This window comes from Saprospiraceae bacterium (genome assembly GCA_016719615.1).
Taxonomy (GTDB): domain Bacteria; phylum Bacteroidota; class Bacteroidia; order Chitinophagales; family Saprospiraceae; genus Vicinibacter.
In genome coordinates, this window is sequence record JADJYQ010000001.1 from 1263328 (window position 1) to 1279914 (window position 16587).

18 protein-coding genes are annotated in these 16587 nt (G+C 37.2%); 6 read left to right on the top strand and 12 right to left on the bottom strand.

The features are described from left to right. Positions 1 to 55: 55 nt before the first annotated feature. The 5 genes from IPM92_05265 to IPM92_05285 form a co-directional block, all read right to left on the bottom strand. Positions 56 to 622: a DUF255 domain-containing protein gene (locus IPM92_05265; GenBank protein ID MBK9107791.1), complete on the bottom strand. Its 567-nt coding sequence runs from the start codon at positions 620 to 622 to the stop codon at positions 56 to 58. 96 nt (positions 623 to 718) lie between these two features. Further along, on the bottom strand, positions 719 to 1732 hold the full coding sequence (ribD, locus tag IPM92_05270) for a bifunctional diaminohydroxyphosphoribosylaminopyrimidine deaminase/5-amino-6-(5-phosphoribosylamino)uracil reductase RibD (protein ID MBK9107792.1): 1014 nt from the start codon (positions 1730 to 1732) through the stop codon (positions 719 to 721). 40 nt (positions 1733 to 1772) lie between these two features. Continuing rightward, complete coding sequence (arsB, locus tag IPM92_05275) at positions 1773 to 2852, bottom strand: ACR3 family arsenite efflux transporter (GenBank protein ID MBK9107793.1); 1080 nt, start codon at positions 2850 to 2852, stop codon at positions 1773 to 1775. Between the two features lie 12 nt (positions 2853 to 2864). Then, positions 2865 to 3197 carry a winged helix-turn-helix transcriptional regulator gene (locus IPM92_05280; protein MBK9107794.1) on the bottom strand — a complete coding sequence of 111 codons (333 nt, stop codon included), beginning with the start codon at positions 3195 to 3197 and terminating at the stop codon, positions 2865 to 2867. A gap of 137 nt (positions 3198 to 3334) precedes the next feature. Beyond that, positions 3335 to 4228, bottom strand: a complete 894-nt coding sequence (locus IPM92_05285; GenBank protein ID MBK9107795.1) for a pirin family protein — start codon at positions 4226 to 4228, stop codon at positions 3335 to 3337. A 215-nt stretch (positions 4229 to 4443) separates the two neighbouring features. Here IPM92_05285 and IPM92_05290 point away from each other — a divergent pair, with 215 nt between their 5' ends. Then, positions 4444 to 5076 carry an aquaporin gene (locus tag IPM92_05290; GenBank protein ID MBK9107796.1) on the top strand — a complete coding sequence of 211 codons (633 nt, stop codon included), beginning with the start codon at positions 4444 to 4446 and terminating at the stop codon, positions 5074 to 5076. A gap of 126 nt (positions 5077 to 5202) precedes the next feature. Here the strand turns inward: IPM92_05290 and IPM92_05295 are convergent, their stop codons facing one another. Both IPM92_05295 and IPM92_05300 read right to left on the bottom strand, forming a co-directional pair. After that, positions 5203 to 6351, bottom strand: a complete 1149-nt coding sequence (locus IPM92_05295) for a cysteine desulfurase (GenBank protein MBK9107797.1) — start codon at positions 6349 to 6351, stop codon at positions 5203 to 5205. Positions 6352 to 6354: 3 nt separating this feature from the next. After that, on the bottom strand, positions 6355 to 7548 hold the full coding sequence (locus IPM92_05300) for a phosphoglucosamine mutase (protein ID MBK9107798.1): 1194 nt from the start codon (positions 7546 to 7548) through the stop codon (positions 6355 to 6357). On the opposite strand from IPM92_05300, the gene IPM92_05305 reads away from it, so the two are divergent. Beyond that, the gene (locus IPM92_05305; protein MBK9107799.1) at positions 7537 to 8274 is read left to right on the top strand and encodes a class I SAM-dependent methyltransferase; all 738 of its coding nucleotides are present in this window, start codon (positions 7537 to 7539) and stop codon (positions 8272 to 8274) included. The two genes, IPM92_05300 and IPM92_05305, sit on opposite strands and share 12 nt — an antisense overlap. A 4-nt stretch (positions 8275 to 8278) precedes the next feature. Then, a complete protein-coding gene (locus IPM92_05310; GenBank protein MBK9107800.1) occupies positions 8279 to 8836 on the top strand; it encodes a phosphatase PAP2 family protein in 558 nt (185 codons plus the stop codon). A 114-nt stretch (positions 8837 to 8950) separates the two neighbouring features. On the opposite strand, the gene IPM92_05315 is transcribed toward IPM92_05310, so the two are convergent. Then, the gene (locus IPM92_05315) at positions 8951 to 9256 is read right to left on the bottom strand and encodes a hypothetical protein (protein MBK9107801.1); all 306 of its coding nucleotides are present in this window, start codon (positions 9254 to 9256) and stop codon (positions 8951 to 8953) included. A 22-nt stretch (positions 9257 to 9278) separates the two neighbouring features. Here IPM92_05315 and IPM92_05320 point away from each other — a divergent pair, with 22 nt between their 5' ends. Next, a complete protein-coding gene (locus tag IPM92_05320; GenBank protein ID MBK9107802.1) occupies positions 9279 to 9794 on the top strand; it encodes a hypothetical protein in 516 nt (171 codons plus the stop codon). A 234-nt stretch (positions 9795 to 10028) separates the two neighbouring features. Next, a complete protein-coding gene (gene topA, locus IPM92_05325; GenBank protein ID MBK9107803.1) occupies positions 10029 to 12575 on the top strand; it encodes a type I DNA topoisomerase in 2547 nt (848 codons plus the stop codon). Between the two features lie 11 nt (positions 12576 to 12586). On the opposite strand, the gene IPM92_05330 is transcribed toward topA, so the two are convergent. Genes IPM92_05330 through surE form a run of 4 tightly spaced genes read right to left on the bottom strand, consistent with a single transcriptional unit; the run spans position 12587 to position 15507 of the window. Further along, positions 12587 to 13228 carry a hypothetical protein gene (locus IPM92_05330; protein MBK9107804.1) on the bottom strand — a complete coding sequence of 214 codons (642 nt, stop codon included), beginning with the start codon at positions 13226 to 13228 and terminating at the stop codon, positions 12587 to 12589. Beyond that, the gene (lpxB, locus tag IPM92_05335; GenBank protein ID MBK9107805.1) at positions 13225 to 14361 is read right to left on the bottom strand and encodes a lipid-A-disaccharide synthase; all 1137 of its coding nucleotides are present in this window, start codon (positions 14359 to 14361) and stop codon (positions 13225 to 13227) included. The genes IPM92_05330 and lpxB overlap by 4 nt, the downstream gene beginning before the upstream one ends. Continuing rightward, entirely contained in the window at positions 14358 to 14672 is a 315-nt protein-coding gene (locus IPM92_05340; GenBank protein MBK9107806.1) for a hypothetical protein, read from the bottom strand. The genes lpxB and IPM92_05340 overlap by 4 nt, the downstream gene beginning before the upstream one ends. A gap of 31 nt (positions 14673 to 14703) precedes the next feature. Continuing rightward, positions 14704 to 15507 carry a 5'/3'-nucleotidase SurE gene (gene surE, locus IPM92_05345; GenBank protein MBK9107807.1) on the bottom strand — a complete coding sequence of 268 codons (804 nt, stop codon included), beginning with the start codon at positions 15505 to 15507 and terminating at the stop codon, positions 14704 to 14706. A 65-nt stretch (positions 15508 to 15572) separates the two neighbouring features. Here surE and holA point away from each other — a divergent pair, with 65 nt between their 5' ends. Then, complete coding sequence (gene holA, locus IPM92_05350) at positions 15573 to 16574, top strand: DNA polymerase III subunit delta (protein MBK9107808.1); 1002 nt, start codon at positions 15573 to 15575, stop codon at positions 16572 to 16574. Positions 16575 to 16587: the final 13 nt, after the last annotated feature.

A 16587-nucleotide genomic window follows, 5' to 3' on the forward strand; every position in this document is an offset into this window, starting at 1 on the left:
TAATGTGATGGCTGTAAATTCAAAAGAAGTATATATAATTTCGAAACAAAAATCACTAAGGCTTCTTCGGCACTGCACTTGGCTTAAAATTTTCTATAAAACTTTGATAAGGCGTTGTTTTATAGTGATTGCCACCAAAAAAATTAGTGATGATTTCAAAGGTTTCTGCATCCTGATATCCCGGAAGTGGCTGTATGGTATTAAAATCTTCATCCATAAAAACAAAAGTGGGATAGGATAAACGACCGTTGGTGATTTCAATGGCGAGTTGATGAATTCCTCGCTTACCATTGTCCATGAATTTATAAATTTTGGATTTAAACTGAATGTCTTCTTTGTATTCTGCATTAAACTTTACTGCGTAATACTTTTTATTGACATATTGTACGATTCTGGGATCTTGAAATGTAGAAGCATCCATGCGCTTGCACCAACCGCACCAGTCTGTGTAGATATCGACCAAAACTTTTCTTTTCTCTTTGCGCATCAAAGACTGAACCTGATGCCAGTCTACCCATTTGATTTGTTCTTGGGCTGAAAGTGGGGCTGTGACAAAGCAAGCTAATAAAATGAAAATGCCAGCAGGAATCCTGTTTTTGAAAAGCCCGTGAACCATCTTCATGTTTGAACCCATATAATTTGACAACAAAGTAACGATGTAGTAACTGAAATACCAAGGCGTTGGATTTGGCAGCCCGGCACTTTAAGTCAATTTTAACTAAGAAGGTCTATTTTTGCGAATGATATGTATTACATCAGATTCTAATATGAATTTATTTTCTAAAAATCCTTTGATACATGGAGCCTTTATTCCTGAAATAAGCTTGAGTTTCTGATTCGTTATTATCCTTGCTTCATCCCAAAGGCCGGTATCTATAAACGATTGTATGGTATGTGCACCCCCTTCGACGAGCAAAACGCCTATTCCTTTTTGAAGAATGGAATTGAGGATTTGTTGAAGTGGGCGGTCCTTGCTTCTGATCAAGTCATCGAGTTCGAATGATTTGGCCTCATCATTGAAAAAAACATAAGAACTTTTTTGATCATCAGGAATATTTCCCAATAGGATTCGTGTCGGATTTTTACCGGGCCATAAACGGGTGGTTAGTAAAGGATTGTCGGAAATTAAGGTATTTTTTCCAATAAGGATGCCGTCTGATTCATGTCTCCATTTGTGCACTAAGCGATTTGAATATTCATTTGAAATTTTGGTTCGCCCTTCATTAGCTATATAAAAATCAGAACTTTGGGCAAATTTAAGGATGACATAGGGTCTACACTGGGTGGTATTTATGTAGAAACTACGAATGAGATCTAGGCCTTGGGCCGCTAATATCGGGCCATTAACGACAATGCCATTTTGTCTGAGCCAGCTGATGCTTTTACCCGACATTTGAGGATTGGGATCTTGAATAGAATAATATACATTTTTAATGCCTTCTTGTAAAATCCGCTGACAACAGGGGGGTGTTTTTCCAAAATGATTACAAGGTTCTAAGCTAACAAACAAGCTGGATTCTGCTATCAAATGTTTTTGTTTTGGAGCTACTGATTCTATTGCAGCGATTTCAGCGTGGGCTTCGCCATAAGCTTTGTGATATCCTTCACCTATGATTTTATTTTGGTGGACAAGTAATGCACCAACCGGCGGATTTGGAGAAACAAAGCCGATTCCTTTTTTGGCCAGGAAAAAGCAATGCTGCATGTAAAGCTCTATTTCTCGAGAATTCATTTGCAAATATCGATTAAACGACTAAAGAATTTCTATCGATTCAAATTAAAGCCTCATCATTTTTGAAATATTTCTTTTGAAACCAAAATGCCAAATTCACTAAAGCAATCAATGCGGGCACTTCTACTAAAGGCCCTATGACTCCTGCAAATGCCTGCCCGCTATGTAGCCCGAAGACGCCAATCGAAACTGCAATAGCGAGTTCAAAGTTGTTGCCCGTAGCAGTAAATGCGATGGAAGTACTTTTTGAATAATCTGCCCCAAACCATTTTCCAATAAAAAAACTACAAACGAACATCACTGCAAAATAGATAACAAGTGGGATTGCGATGCGAATTACATCCATGGGGATTTGCACGATCAGGTCGCCTTTCATGCTAAACATGAATACAATAGTAAAAAGCAGAGCGATCAGTGTGATGGGGGAGATCAAAGGAATATATTTGTTTTGAAACCATGTTTCTCCTTTTAATTTCAAGAGTCCGTAACGACTTATTATTCCTAATGCAAATGGAATGCCCAAATAAATTGCTACGCTTTCTGCAATCTGCGCGATTCCAATATCCACTATAAAACCACGATACCCTAAAACAGGTAACAAAAACGTGATAAAGAAATAAGCATATACACTATAAAAAAGAACCTGAAAAATACTATTCAATGCAATGAGTCCGGCAGCATATTCTCTATCCCCATGTGCTAAATCATTCCAAACAACGACCATTGCTATGCATCGTGCTAAGCCAATCAAGATAATGCCGATCATGTATTCAGGCTTATCTGGCAGAAAAACGATCGCTAAAAAAAACATCAACATTGGTCCCACAATCCAGTTTAACAATAGGGAAGCTGCCAAGACCCGTGTATTTTTAAACACCTCGCCCATTTGTTCGTATTTCACTTTGGCCAGAGGAGGATACATCATTAGGATTAATCCTATTGCCAATGGTTTATTCGTAGTGCCGCTTGAAAAAGATTGAATAAAAGCGCTGGTCGATGGCATGAGATAGCCTAAAGGTATTCCTAAGGCCATCGCCAGAAAAATCCATAGTGTTAAATATCGATCGAGAAAACTCAAATTTTTGCTGCGGTTTATCGGAGAGCAATGCATACTTGTCATAACATTAAAATTTTAGCTGCATTTGAAATTTTTCTTTTTCAGCTTATTTGAGATCAGCCCGAAATAATTTTCCAGTTTTTGAAAAGCACTTTTATCAATGCAATAACATAGTGCATTTCCTTCAATGGTGCCCTTTATAAGTCCGGCATTTTTAAGTTCTTTCAAATGTTGTGAAATGGTGGGTTGGGCGAGAGGTAGCCTATCTACAATATCATTACAGATACAGGAATCGACACTCAATAAATACTCTATGATGGCTATTCTTGCAGGATGCCCCAGCGCTTTTCCAAGTTTTGAGATGTCATTTTGTTTGTCTGTAAAGAGGTTCGATTTTGTGGTCCCCATATATAATTATATATTGCAATATTACGATAATAACTTGAAATAACAACCCATATACTTGCATTTGACTTTATTTAGTTCTTATTTTCTTTGGCCGCGCTTTAGATTTGTAGCGCAACTGGTAAACCAAATTTCAAATCTTAAACCATCATGGGCACTTCCATGAGCAGTAGTTCGGAACCAGGACTTTCTGAAGTAATATTGATCATTTTGGTATCCCATATACCTAAACCATCCCGGGAACTCAGTTTAATTTGGTTGATCGAAAAATTACCTTTTAAAACAAATGCATATACTCCGTTTCCGGTTTTGCGAATGTTATAGGGTAACGAAATGCCGTTGTCAAATTTTCCTATATGAAACCAGGCATTCTGGTGGATCCAGACTCCAGCGTCATTTGGACTGGGTGATAAAATTTGTTGGAGTTTATTCTTGCGATCTTTCGTCAGGAGAGTAATCTGGTCATATCTGGGAGTCACGTTTTTTTTGTTCGGAAAGACCCAGATTTGGAGAAATTTTACGAGCTTCTCTTTATTCTTGTTGTATTCGCTATGATGAATTCCGCTGCCTGCAGACATGACTTGTACATCGCCATTTCGGATCACGGCAACATTGCCCATACTGTCCTTATGTTCTAAATCACCTTCAAGTGGAATACTTATAATTTCCATATTGTCGTGCGGATGTCTAGGGAAGCCCATTCCGGATTGCACGGTATCATCGTTGAGCACCCTTAATGCCCCGAAGTGCATTCTTTCTGGGTTGTAATAATTGGCAAAACTAAAGGTATGATAGCTATTGAGCCAACCATGATTTGCGTTTCCACGAGTGTTTGCCTTATGTAAAACGGTACTTGCCGTTATTTTAGAATCCGTATTTGGGATATGGTTAAATCCTAAATCTGCAGGCATTTTTATAGGATCTAAATCCTTTAATTCATCTATATCATTTACTATAGTTCCTGCATTGGAAGCAGTTGCAATAAAAACTCCGGTTCCAAGAATCCCCTTTTTTAAAAATTCTTTGCGGTCCATAACTTTTTCTTTTCTAACACGAAATTGCAAAATTGGTTTGAGAATGCATACAAAATCTTAAGCTTTGCCTGAATTTCGATTTTGAAGTTTGCATCATTTTATTCGCCAGGCATTATTACACTTCAATGGTATGGAGCATTAAGGGATTGATATTATATGATATAAAACTGTAATATCTTCAAGATTCTGATTATCTTTAAGGCCTATTTAATCGTATGAAACTGAACAAACTCCTTGTTGAATGTGCCGGCAGTTTTTTTCTAGTTCTGGTCGTCAATATTTGTGCTTTGGGTAGCTTGAATGCTTCCACTGCGATGGTTATGGGAATGGTATTAATGGCAATGACCTATGCAGGTGGACATATTTCCGGAGCTCATTTTAATCCCGCCATCACCATAGCAGTCTTTATCCGGGGTAAATGTTCAGCAGCTGATGTGCCCGCTTATATTTTTGCGCAGTTATTGGGTGCTGCCATGGCAGCATTGACTGCCGGTGCTTTTTTTATGGGAAATGTTGGAAAAGGTATGGACTTATCAGTTACCGCTTTGCAGGCAGTTGTAGCTGAAATATTAGGCAGCTTTGCAATAACATGGGTGCTTTTAAATGTGACCAGCTCCAGGGATACCATCGGAAATTCATATTACGGTCTCGCTATTGGCGCTGTTGTTGCAAGTTTGAGCATGGTATTCGGCCCTATTTCAGGTGGCGTTTTTAATCCTTCTATTGCCCTTAGTTATGGCATCAATAATATTTCGGGATTCAATAATTTTTGGATTTATCTCATCGGTGAAGTTATTGGCGCCATCATTGCTGCTTATGTGTTTTTGTTTGCAAACGGGAAAGATTAAGAGGATACTAACAATCGTTAGTATTATTTCATTTTATTTGAAAGCGAGAAATATTTATTAAACGCTCATTTATTTCTTCAGAAATATTTTAGCCTTATTTCAAGTAATACGCAACTGAAAGTACTTTTAAGATGATAATTTTCCGCGAAGACATTTGCTGATGATCTCAAGACTTTGATCGATTTCATCCAAAGTGTTGAAGTGTGCAAATGAAAATCGGACCGCTTTTCCTTTATGGTCGGGCCGAATGGTTGAAATGACGTGAGAACCCTTCTCCGTGCCTGAACTGCACGCGGATCCTGCAGACACACTTAATCCTTCTATGTCGAATAAAATGTTCATCAATTCATTGCCTTCAAACCACGGGAATTGGATATTAACAATTTTTGGAGAACAGTTTTCAATCGGAGAGTTGAACTCAAGACCGGGTACAATTTTAGAAATTCCGTCTATAAATCGGGATTTTAGTTCATGTAATTGTGTAAGTCGAACGGCCATATTTTCAGTGCAATAATTGAGTGCGAAACTCATGGTTCCAATTCCATAAATATTCTCAGTTCCAGCCCGCATATTTCGTTCCTGTGCTCCACCATGTATAATGGGCTTTAGGATATGTTGATTTTTGATATATACAAATGCACAACCTTTGGGGGCATAAAATTTGTGTGCGGATCCACTCAGGAAATCAATATGTATTTCCCGAAGATCATATGTAGAGAATCCCATTCCTTGTACTGTATCACTGTGAAATAAGGCATTGTATTGTCTACATAAATTTGAGATTTGCTGGAGATCTGCTATGGTGCCAATTTCATTATTTACGTGCATCAGTGAAACAAGAGTTTTGTTCTCAGATGCCTTTAACAAGGATTCAAGTTGATCCAGCGAAATTCTCCCATGTATATCCACATCCAAAAATTGAATCTCTGCCATATGGTGCTTTTGCAGCCATTCAAAACATTGGAGATTGCAAGAATGCTCAATTTTTGTACTGATGACGCGTTTTACTCCAAGTGTTTCTGCAGCGCTTTTTAAAATAAGGTTATTGGATTCGCTACCGGATGCCGTAAAAAATATTTCGGAAGGATTTGCACCTATGTTTTTAGCGATCGATTTTCTGGATTCTTCAATAAAACTCCTGGAGGCCCTTCCTTCTGCATGCGTTGAGGACGGATTGCCGTAATACTTTTCAGAAATTTCAAGGAGATAGTTTCTGACTTCAGGAAGTAATGGGGTAGTGGCGGCATGATCAAAATAAAAACGGGGTTTGGCCATGATTCAGGAATTATATTGGATGATCAATGATTTCATGTGTTCAACATATTCTATAGCAAGCGCTGGGCTTGTAGCTTCACTATAAATACGAATAATAGCTTCGGTATTTGATTTTCGAATATGGACCCAACCATCTTCAAAATCTATTTTCATTCCATCTATTGTATTGATTAAATATTCCGAATAATTTTCCTTCAGATATTGGAAAAGTTCGTCTGTATTGGTATTGGAATCTAGTTGCAATTTGTCTTTTTGCATTGCGTATTCCGTGTAAAATTTTTTGAGTGCTGATAAAGTGCAGTTTTTCAGGCAAAGATTGGACAAAACCAATGCAATGCCTATTAAGGCATCCCGGCCATAGTGCAAATCCGGTAAAATAATTCCTCCGTTGCCTTCACCTCCAATGACCGCATTCATTTCCTTCATTTTATGAACGACATGTACTTCGCCAACCGGAGATGCAAAATATTTTCCTCCCTTTTGAAGTGTTAAATCGCGAAGTGCTCTCGAGCTCGATAAGTTGGAAACGGTATTACCTGGCCTTTTTTCGAGTACATAATCAGCTACAGCCACCAAACTATATTCTTCTCCGAAATATTTACCTTGTTCATCGATTAAAGCCAATCGGTCGACATCCGGGTCGACTGCCACACCCAAATCAAATTGGGATTTTGTCAATTCCATAAGTTCTTGCAAGTGCTCCGCAAGGGGTTCAGGATTATGTTCAAAATTTCCAAAATTATTTGCATTCATTAACTGATAATCGACATTCAGAGCATCAAATAATACTGGTAATGCCAATGCTCCTGTAGAATTTATACAATCTGCAGCTATTCTGAATTTTCTCTCCCGTATGGCGTCTGTATTTACCAATGGATGCGCAATGATTGCCTGTACATGCTTTTCGATCGAATCATGGACAAATATTCGATTGCCAAGTTCATGAACCTTTGAGAAGCTATTTATTGGAAATTGGCTTTGAGATTTGATCCATAATCCATCTTCCTCTGAAATAAATTCACCTTTTTGATTCAATAGTTTTAAGGCATTCCAGTCTCCCGGGTTATGGCTTGCGCTCATCATGATGCCGCCATCAGCTCCCGAATGAATGACTGCCATTTCAAGGCTGGGAGTGGTGGTCAATCCGGTTTGAATAACATCTATTCCTAATCTCGGAATTGCGACATGAGAAAACAATGGTTTGAAGAGTGGTTTGAAACAAATTACTATAAATTACTATATAATCAAAGGGATATTGAAGAAGCCAATCAGTTTGGTCTGACGCTATCGACCTATTTAAAATTGCAACCATTGGCCAAAATATTGGATGTAGGTTGTGGGCGGGGCAGATATTCAAATGCTTTTATGGAATTGGGCTATGATGTAACCGGAATTGACATTTCTATTAAAAAGATAGAGGAAAATTTAAAGTTTCAGAATGAAAACCTCCATTTTTACAAGCACGATATGCGCAGGCTTTTCAGAATCAATTATTTTGACGCTGTGCTTAGCCTTTTTACCAGTTTCGGATATTTTGAATCCTATTCTGATGAAAAAAGTGCAGCCCGTAGTATGGCCGCAAATCTTAAATGGGGTGCATATTTGGTTATCGATTATTTAAATCCCCATGAACTCACTAAAAATTTTATCCCTAATGATGAGTTTGAAAAAGAAGGCATAAATTTTAATATTTTCAGGACGCTCCACCCAAATTATGTTCGCAAAGAAATATATATCAATGACCATGGCAAGATTTTGAATTTCAAGGAACAAGTGAGATTATACAAAGTGAATGATTTAATAACACTTTTTGAACCCTTCGAAATGAAATTTCTGCATTCGTTTGGCAATTATAAATTAGAGAAATTTGAAGCTGATGTTTCGGAACGAATGATTCTCATTTTTCAAAAAACGAAATCCTGAAGTTATGGATTGGATTAATATACTCGACCATGAATGCTTCAGTTGGGTCCAACAATATATGCGACATCCAATGCTTGACTATTGGTTTGTTTTATTCAGGGATAAACATACCTGGATACCACTCTATGTTTTTTTGCTCTCTTTTTTATTTTTTAATTATGGTAAAGAGGCCTGGAAAGTGCTATTGATGTGTATTCTGCTTATTACCATTACAGATCAATTAAACAGCAATCTTATCAAAAAATCTGTCCAAAGGCAACGCCCTTGTAATGAAAGCTTTTTTAACGAAACATACCAAGCTGCTATCGATTGCAGTGGTGGATATAGTTTTCCTTCTTCCCATGCTACAAACCATATGGGATTGGCAGTTTTTTTATTTCTTTGGTTTCGCAAAAGCCTGTGGCGGCATTTCTTACTCTTATGGGCGGCTTTGGTTGGATTTTCGCAAGTCTATGTGGGTGTACATTTTCCCTTTGATGTGATGGCAGGTTTTATGGAAGGTGCCATCATTGCATTTGTTTTGTACAGCATTTACATAAAGTTTTTTGCTAAGAACAATTAGAACAATATTCACAAAGCTTCTTATTCATAATTAGACCATCTGCAAAATTGAGCAATCGTATCCATGCCAGGAGAAGCAGCATAATTTGAATATCCATTTTTCGTTGAAACTGCTTCAAAAATCAATCGTTTGCCATGTAAATTCAAAGTGATTTAAACCTGAGAAGAGTAATCCTGTTAATATGGGCAGGATGATGAGAAGCAAAAGAAGTTTATAATACCATTTGGGAACATTTGATTTTTCCAGATATTCAACAATCAAACTGATGATCAGGATAAAAAGGGAGATAAGGGGAACTAATAAGCTCATGAAAAATGCCAGATAATCCTGAATTAGCCACAATATTGAAAATGATATTACAATTAGGATTGTAAAATTTAACCATGGAAATTTTCGTTCATCATTTGTTGAATTTGGCATGACAAATATTAAAGAGATTCAAATGAATAAATGGATTTTGGGTATAGTCTTTATGGCAATTTGTACGGTGTTTGCAAAAGCACAAGATAATAAAGAAGAAATTCTTAGCATATATAAGGAAAGAATTGCCAAAGAACGAATCAATGATGTTTACATTCCCAAGGACATACCAGATGCCATGCTTGAATTGGATAAACTTACCGAAAACAAAATGGCTTTAGGCTTGCTGGAAGCCAATGAGGATACAGTAGCGAGCAAACTTCATTTTAGTTTAGGTCGTTGGATGCAAATTCACTGGGGGCTAGGTGAAGGAAGCAGGCTCATGGAGCATCTGAAATCGAAAGGACTTAGTTTTCCTGATGACATGATGGATCTTCTTATTCGGTCTTGGTACAGGCATCTCAATGGGCAAGTAATTTCAGAAGATGCACTCATTCAAGGCTATGTCCAAAAGCGAAAAAAAGAGCATTTGGAAAGGTTGAGAAAGTCCAAACCCCAAAGCTTTGAGAAACCCCCCAAACAGGAGCATCGGGAATAAGTGAATAGGTGTTTAGGAACAAAATTTAAATCGACTTTGACCGGTGGTTTTTGCGGTTTCAAATTAAAATAACAAGCCTGTACATATTGAAAATCAGCATAATATGTGAATAAATCCAAAAGAGCTTCGATAAAAAAACAGCGCCACACAATAAGTTGGAAACTCATAAAATGCAGAGGGTTATTAAAAACAAATTAGCTTTGCCCGAAATTTATCAGAAAATAAAGACACTGAATGGCAAATAAACTGCTGATTGTAGAGTCACCCGCTAAAGCTAAAACAATCGAAAAATTCCTCGGTAAGGACTTCAAAGTCAAATCGAGTTATGGTCATATCCGCGATTTGGATAAAGGTGCCAAAGGAATTGATATCCAAAACAAATTCCAACCAAAATACATCGTTTCACCGGAAAAGCTGAAAGTCGTTAAGGAATTGAAAGACTGGGCTTCCAAGGTTGATGAAGTCTGGCTCGCAACTGACGAGGACCGCGAAGGAGAAGCTATAAGTTGGCATTTGTGCGAAGTGCTTGGGCTCGATCCTAAGATTGTGAAACGAATTGTCTTTCACGAAATCACTAAGACTGCAATTCAAAAAGCTGTGCAACAGCCCAGAATGGTCGATTTACATCTGGTGAATGCGCAGCAAGCAAGAAGAGTATTGGATCGCTTGGTGGGTTTTGAATTGAGTGAAATTCTATGGCGCAAAGTAAGAAATAAGTTATCGGCCGGAAGAGTGCAATCTGTTGCCGTTAAACTCGTCGTGGATCGGGAAAGGGAAATCAATGATTTTAAACAAGATGCATATTTCAAAGTAGATGCACTTTTTCAAAAAGCGGACCAGAATGTAACTCCGATAAAGGCGACATTGGATCATAAATTTAAATTGGCAGCGGATGCTGAAAATTTTTTAAAATCTTGTGTATCCTCCGAATACAAAGTTGAAAAGGTAGATATAAAGCCTTTAAAACGCAATCCTGCACCGCCATTTACAACTTCAACTTTACAACAGGAAGCAAGTAGAAAATTGGGATTTGGAGTAAATCGCACCATGTCTGCTGCTCAAAAATTGTACGAGGGTGGTTGGATTACCTACATGAGAACGGATTCAACCAATTTAAGTCAAACAGCTTTGACTGAAATGGCTAAAGAAATTGAAAATCAATTTGGTATAAAATATGTGCATACCAGGCAGTATAAGACCAAAAATGCATCAGCTCAGGAAGCACACGAGGCTATTCGTCCCAGTTATATGGATTTAAAAGCTGCTGGAGAAGATTCAGATCAACAAAAATTGTATGATTTAATTTGGAAAAGAGCCATGGCATCACAGATGGCTGCTGCGGAATTGGAAAAAACACAGGTAGATATTTCCATTTCTAAAGTGAAGGAACGCAAATTTGTGGCAACTGGAGAGGTCTTACTTTTTGATGGATTTTTAAAACTTTACCTTGAATCCAGTGACGACGAAGATGAAGAACAGGCCTCCATTCTGCCGCCACTAAGAATAAATGATTTATTAAATTATCAGCGAATACTCGTCCAAGAAAGGTTTAGCAGGCCTCCATCGCGTTATACTGAAGCAAGTCTGGTTAAAAAATTGGAAGAATTGGGAATTGGACGTCCTTCTACCTACGCACCGACGATCAGTAAAATTATGGAAGAGAACCGGGGGTATGTAGTCAAAGAAAGCAGAACCGGTACAGAAAGAATTTACCAAACATGGACACTAAAAGATGGAAAAATTTTAAGTAAACAAGAATCTGAGATCACAGGAGCAAGTAAAAATCACCTGTATCCAACAGACATTGGTTCAATTGTTTGTGATTATCTGGCAGAGCATTTTCCGGATATCATCAATTACGGTTTTACGGCTGAAATTGAAAAGGAATTTGATGAAATCGCCGACGGTAAAATGGATTGGGTACACATGATCGAAGAATTTTATTGGCCATTTCATAAGAACGTCGATGTCGTGATGGAGCAAGGCGAACGAGCCAAAGGAAGAAGGGATTTAGGCATTGATCCCGTGTCTGGAAAAAAAGTTTTGGTGCAATTGACGAGATTTGGACCTGTTGTTCAATTGGGTGATAGAGATGAAATGAAGGAAGATGAAAAACCGTTGTTTGCAAATTTGAGACCTGGCCAAAGTATGGAAACCATCAATTTTCAAGATGCTTTGGATTTGTTTAAACTTCCAAAAACACTAGGAAATTATAAGGAACAGGAAGTTGTCGTAGGTGCGGGGAGATTTGGTCCATACATCAAATTTAATGAGCAATTCATTTCAATTCCAAAAGATATTGATCCATTGGAAATACCCATTGAGAAAGCCATTGAGCTGATTAAAGTGAAGGAAATTGAAGATGCACCTATTGGCTATCACAAAGATTTACCTATCACCAAGGGGAAAGGACGATTCGGTCCTTATGTCAAATGGAATGGTTTATTTGTAAATATTCCTCGGAGAATTGATTTTGATAACTTGACCCTGGATCAGGCGATTCCTTTAATTGATGCCAAAGAAGATAAAGAAGCTAATAGATTTATTCACAAATTTGATGAGCTCAAAATAACCGTTGAAAATGGAAGATGGGGACCCTTTATAAAGTTTGGTAAAAAGATCATTAATCTCCCCAAAAAGAATGGCGAAAAAGTGACTTCAGAAATGGCATCAAAAATGACCGTCGAAGAATTCAAAGCCATAGTTGAAGAGCAGGTTCCAAATGCTTTTGATAAATTAAATAAAAAGAAAGTCGTTAAAAAGAAGGCCAAAACAACTTAAAGACCTTGCACTCAGGTGTTGAGTAAGTCAGAAGCTTCGGAGGATTTTGCATGGAATAATTCGGATAACATCAAACCAAGATTTTTAAAAGATTCCAACTGTACAGCCGGTATAATTTTCTTATTCTGGTATAGAATAAAATAATAATGCATTCCTTCCATATGCAGTCTGAACTGATTGGAGAGTAAGGTGAGGATATCCTCTGAGAAATAATATCTTATGACTGATTCAAATTCTCCCTTGAGATGATATTTATCTGAGTACTCTGGAAATTTTTCAAAATCAATATCATCCATTCCAAGAAATTGCATCAACTTTTCCAAAAAATCTTCAGGTTTTTGATAAAACTCGGGAAGTGATAAAAGTTTAGAATCTCCAAAAAAAACGCTTTGTCTGTAAACGTGGCTCGATTTGCCGGTATTGATTTCATATTGGTAGTCAAAAATATGGTAGTTGGTTTGCAATTCTTGATGATAAATTACATTTTTTATTTTACGGGAGCTGCCTGTTTTGAATAATTTAAATTGTTTTAATTGCTTGATGATTCCCGGATTCCCGAGTTCGTTATAGCTCCAATTAATATTTGCAGAGAATTGCTGCATTTCTTGTTTTCTCTTGGCACTGTCCCAGATTAATTTGTCAAGTAAACTCATCTTTCGTTTTTTAAAGTAGAAATGGAATTCATAAAATCTTTTGCGATCTCTTGATAACATCCAATTTCGAACAGCTTTGCCTGTAATATTTTCAATTCTAATTTGACAGTATTTCGGTACTGCGGATTTTTTAAGTTATCAATTTCTGAACGAATTCGATCAGGATTACATTCATTTTGAATGAGTTCTACCACGATCTTCTTATTGACGATAAGATTGGCTAATGCAATGAATTTAATTTTTACCAATTTAAGTGCAATCCAGTAGGAGAATATATTTCCTTTATAACACACCACTTCAGGTACGCCAAATAATGCTGTTTCAAGACTGGCAGTACCTGATGTAACCATTGCCATTTTACTGTGTTTGAGCAATGAATACATATCATCGTAAACGATGGGAAAATTCATTTTTTTTGATTCTAGTATTTGATGATAGAGTTCGCGATGTTGTTGCATTCCTGCTATCACAACCTGGTATTTACATTCTCCTTTTACAGCATCCAAATAGTCAGGCAATAATAATTGAATTTCCTGTTTGCGGCTGCCGGGCAAAATAGCGATGATGGATTTGTTATTCAGATTCCATTGCTTCCTGAAACCGATTGCCGATTTAAAAACTGCAATGCGTTCCATCAATGGATGACCGTGGTATGAGCTTGGTATATTGAATTTGCTAAAATATTCTTTTTCAAAGGGAAGTATCACAAATAGTTTTTGTACACATTCCTGTATAATTTTAATTCTGGATTCTTTCCATGCCCAAATTTGTGGAGCAATAAAATAAAACACGGGTAAATTTTGACGTTTTGCCCATTGCGCCATTCTTAAATTAAAACCGGGATAATCGACCAGTAGCAATAAATCGGGCTTGAAATTTTGGATTGACTTTTTTGTAGTTTTGAATAATTTTAAAATGTAAGCTAAGTTTTTGATGACTTCAACAAAGCCCATGAAATTTGTCTTTTCATAAGGTATTTCTATTTCCATACCTGCAGCTTTGAGTGAATTTCCACCCCAGCCTTTGGCTTCAATTTGAGGATTCAGTTCTTTGAGAGCCTTGAGAAGCATGCCTGCATGGTAATCACCAGAAGCTTCTCCGGCAATGATGTAAATTTTAAATGGCTTATTCATCCAAGCAAATCAAGTCCATAATAATACATCCACAAAGCTACATATATCAATGTTGGAAAAATCAGGCCCCTCATTGCAAATAACATATGCCTTTTCCCAAAAATTTGCATAGGAAGCACATTGCAAACCAGGGCAAACAGAGCGACAGTGCGCTCTCTGAAAGTGGCTGTCAGTCCTACCGGATTGAATACTTCCCATTGGTCTAATTGATCATAAAGACTCAAAAGTATTCCGTAAGCTGTGAAGGGAACAAGTATGCCAATGATGAGCCCAATCCAGGTTTTGTTATATTGATAAATATTTTCGAACATAAATCCAGACTATAGTTTGTTTGCAAATATTTTATGATGATTCTGAAATTAGAGAGATCGGCTTTTTAGTCATTTCAAAATGTTTGTTGGATGGAATGGCCGGGTAAACCGTCAAATCATGGCCTGAAGGTACAATGCTGATAAAGCCATTATTTAAAGCCCAGATATCTGTATCATCCTTAGGCTCCTCGGCTACAAATTTACCGGTGAGCCAATAATAACTTTCACCGCGGGGATCTTTGGCTTCTTTGAATTCTTCATCCCAACGTCCTTCCGCTTGTTTACAAACTTTGATTCCTTTAATTTGATGAGCTTCTAATTTAGGTATATTGACACTCAATAAATTGCAATTTTTGATTCCGTTGTTCAAAGCTGTTTCAAGAATAGCTTTAATAAAAGATTCGCATGCCATAAAATCAGCCTCAAATGAATAATCGAGTAAGGAAAATCCAATGGAGGGGATTCCTTCCAAAGATGCTTCCATAGCCGCGGACATGGTGCCCGAATAAATGATGTTGATAGAAGCGTTTGAGCCGTGATTGATCCCAGATAAACAAATATCTATTTTTTGATCTTTTAAAACTACATTTTTCGCCAATTTAACGCAATCAACGGGAGTGCCTGAACACTCATATGCTTCAACATCTTGGAAATTTTTTAATTTGTGAAGCCGGATGGGTTGGTGAATGGTTATGGCGTGCCCCATACCTGACTGTGGGCTGTTTGGGGCAATTACGACAACCTTGCCAAATGATTTTGCGATTTTAATCAGAGCATGTAAGCCGGGTGCAAAAATTCCATCATCATTCGTAATAAATATCAGTTTTTCAGGCATCTTCTTTACAATTAAGCCTTAAAGATAAAGCTGTCAGACTTAACTTTACAAGATCAATTGTTAACATGGATTATAAGCAATTTATAAAAGAAATATTGAAAGGGGAATTTAAACCCGTTTATTTAATCTATTCTGAAGAGTTGTTTTTTACAGATGCTATAGTTAAAACATTACAAGAACAATTTATTCCTAAAGAACATCAGGATTTTAATCAACTGATCGCTTATGGAAAAGATCTCACGACCCAGGCTCTGGTAGATTTAGCTCGTGAATATCCATTTATGTCAGACCGAAAACTGATTATCGTCAAAGATGCCCATGAATTGAAGAACATGGAAGCGCTCTTGGGGTTTTTAAGGCGTCCTAATCCGCAGTGCCTGTTAATGTTGGTTTTTTCAAAGAAACCTGATGGCAGGTCTGCATGGATGAAAGAAGCAAAAGAACGATCGGTTTTTTTTGAATTTAAAGCGCTCAGTGATTACCAGATACAAGAGTTTGTAAAAATGATGGCCAAAGATCTGGATCTTGAAATGGAGGAATCGGCATTGGTTCTTTTAGTAGAATCTATTGGAAATGATTTGGCTACCTACCAAAACGAGTTAAATAAGCTTAAAATAAATGCGAACAAAGGAGAAAAGATTGATGTTCAGATGATTTCCAAGTTTATCGGGATAAGTAAAGAATTTAATGTATTTGAGTTGCAACGTGCATTGAGTTTGCGCGACAAACCTAAATCGTATTGGATTGCTAAAAACATGGCCGGTCAATTAAAATCTAATCCATTTGTGATGACCATTGGTGCACTCTTTAATCATTTTCAAAGGATCTGGCTCACCAAAACTTATGCTCGATTAGATGATGAAGCGCTCAATAAAATTGTCAAATTGCCATTCAAGAGTTTTCTTAAGGAATATAGAGATGCTTCATCTAAATATTCGATGCAATCCATTGAAAAAGCAATTGATATTTTAAAACAGTATGACTTAAAATCTAAAGGCATGAACACTGGTGCTGCCAGGGAAGAAGATTTGTATATGGAATTGATCCTTAAATTGTCTAAAGTATAACAACAAATTAAAA

Coding starts and splice junctions, on each gene's coding strand:
- topA (MBK9107803.1), top strand. CDS start 10,029: ATGGCAAATAAACTGCTGATTGTAGAGTCACCCGCTAAAGCTAAAACA.
- IPM92_05295 (MBK9107797.1), bottom strand. CDS start 6,351: ATGGCCAAACCCCGTTTTTATTTTGATCATGCCGCCACTACCCCATTA.
- arsB (MBK9107793.1), bottom strand. CDS start 2,852: ATGACAAGTATGCATTGCTCTCCGATAAACCGCAGCAAAAATTTGAGT.
- IPM92_05340 (MBK9107806.1), bottom strand. CDS start 14,672: ATGTTCGAAAATATTTATCAATATAACAAAACCTGGATTGGGCTCATC.
- IPM92_05290 (MBK9107796.1), top strand. CDS start 4,444: ATGAAACTGAACAAACTCCTTGTTGAATGTGCCGGCAGTTTTTTTCTA.
- IPM92_05315 (MBK9107801.1), bottom strand. CDS start 9,256: ATGCCAAATTCAACAAATGATGAACGAAAATTTCCATGGTTAAATTTT.
- IPM92_05310 (MBK9107800.1), top strand. CDS start 8,279: ATGGATTGGATTAATATACTCGACCATGAATGCTTCAGTTGGGTCCAA.
- IPM92_05265 (MBK9107791.1), bottom strand. CDS start 622: ATGAAGATGGTTCACGGGCTTTTCAAAAACAGGATTCCTGCTGGCATT.
- holA (MBK9107808.1), top strand. CDS start 15,573: ATGGATTATAAGCAATTTATAAAAGAAATATTGAAAGGGGAATTTAAA.
- IPM92_05305 (MBK9107799.1), top strand. CDS start 7,537: ATGAGAAAACAATGGTTTGAAGAGTGGTTTGAAACAAATTACTATAAA.
- IPM92_05330 (MBK9107804.1), bottom strand. CDS start 13,228: ATGAGTTTACTTGACAAATTAATCTGGGACAGTGCCAAGAGAAAACAA.
- IPM92_05280 (MBK9107794.1), bottom strand. CDS start 3,197: ATGGGGACCACAAAATCGAACCTCTTTACAGACAAACAAAATGACATC.
- ribD (MBK9107792.1), bottom strand. CDS start 1,732: ATGAATTCTCGAGAAATAGAGCTTTACATGCAGCATTGCTTTTTCCTG.
- IPM92_05285 (MBK9107795.1), bottom strand. CDS start 4,228: ATGGACCGCAAAGAATTTTTAAAAAAGGGGATTCTTGGAACCGGAGTT.
- surE (MBK9107807.1), bottom strand. CDS start 15,507: ATGCCTGAAAAACTGATATTTATTACGAATGATGATGGAATTTTTGCA.
- lpxB (MBK9107805.1), bottom strand. CDS start 14,361: ATGAATAAGCCATTTAAAATTTACATCATTGCCGGAGAAGCTTCTGGT.
- IPM92_05320 (MBK9107802.1), top strand. CDS start 9,279: ATGAATAAATGGATTTTGGGTATAGTCTTTATGGCAATTTGTACGGTG.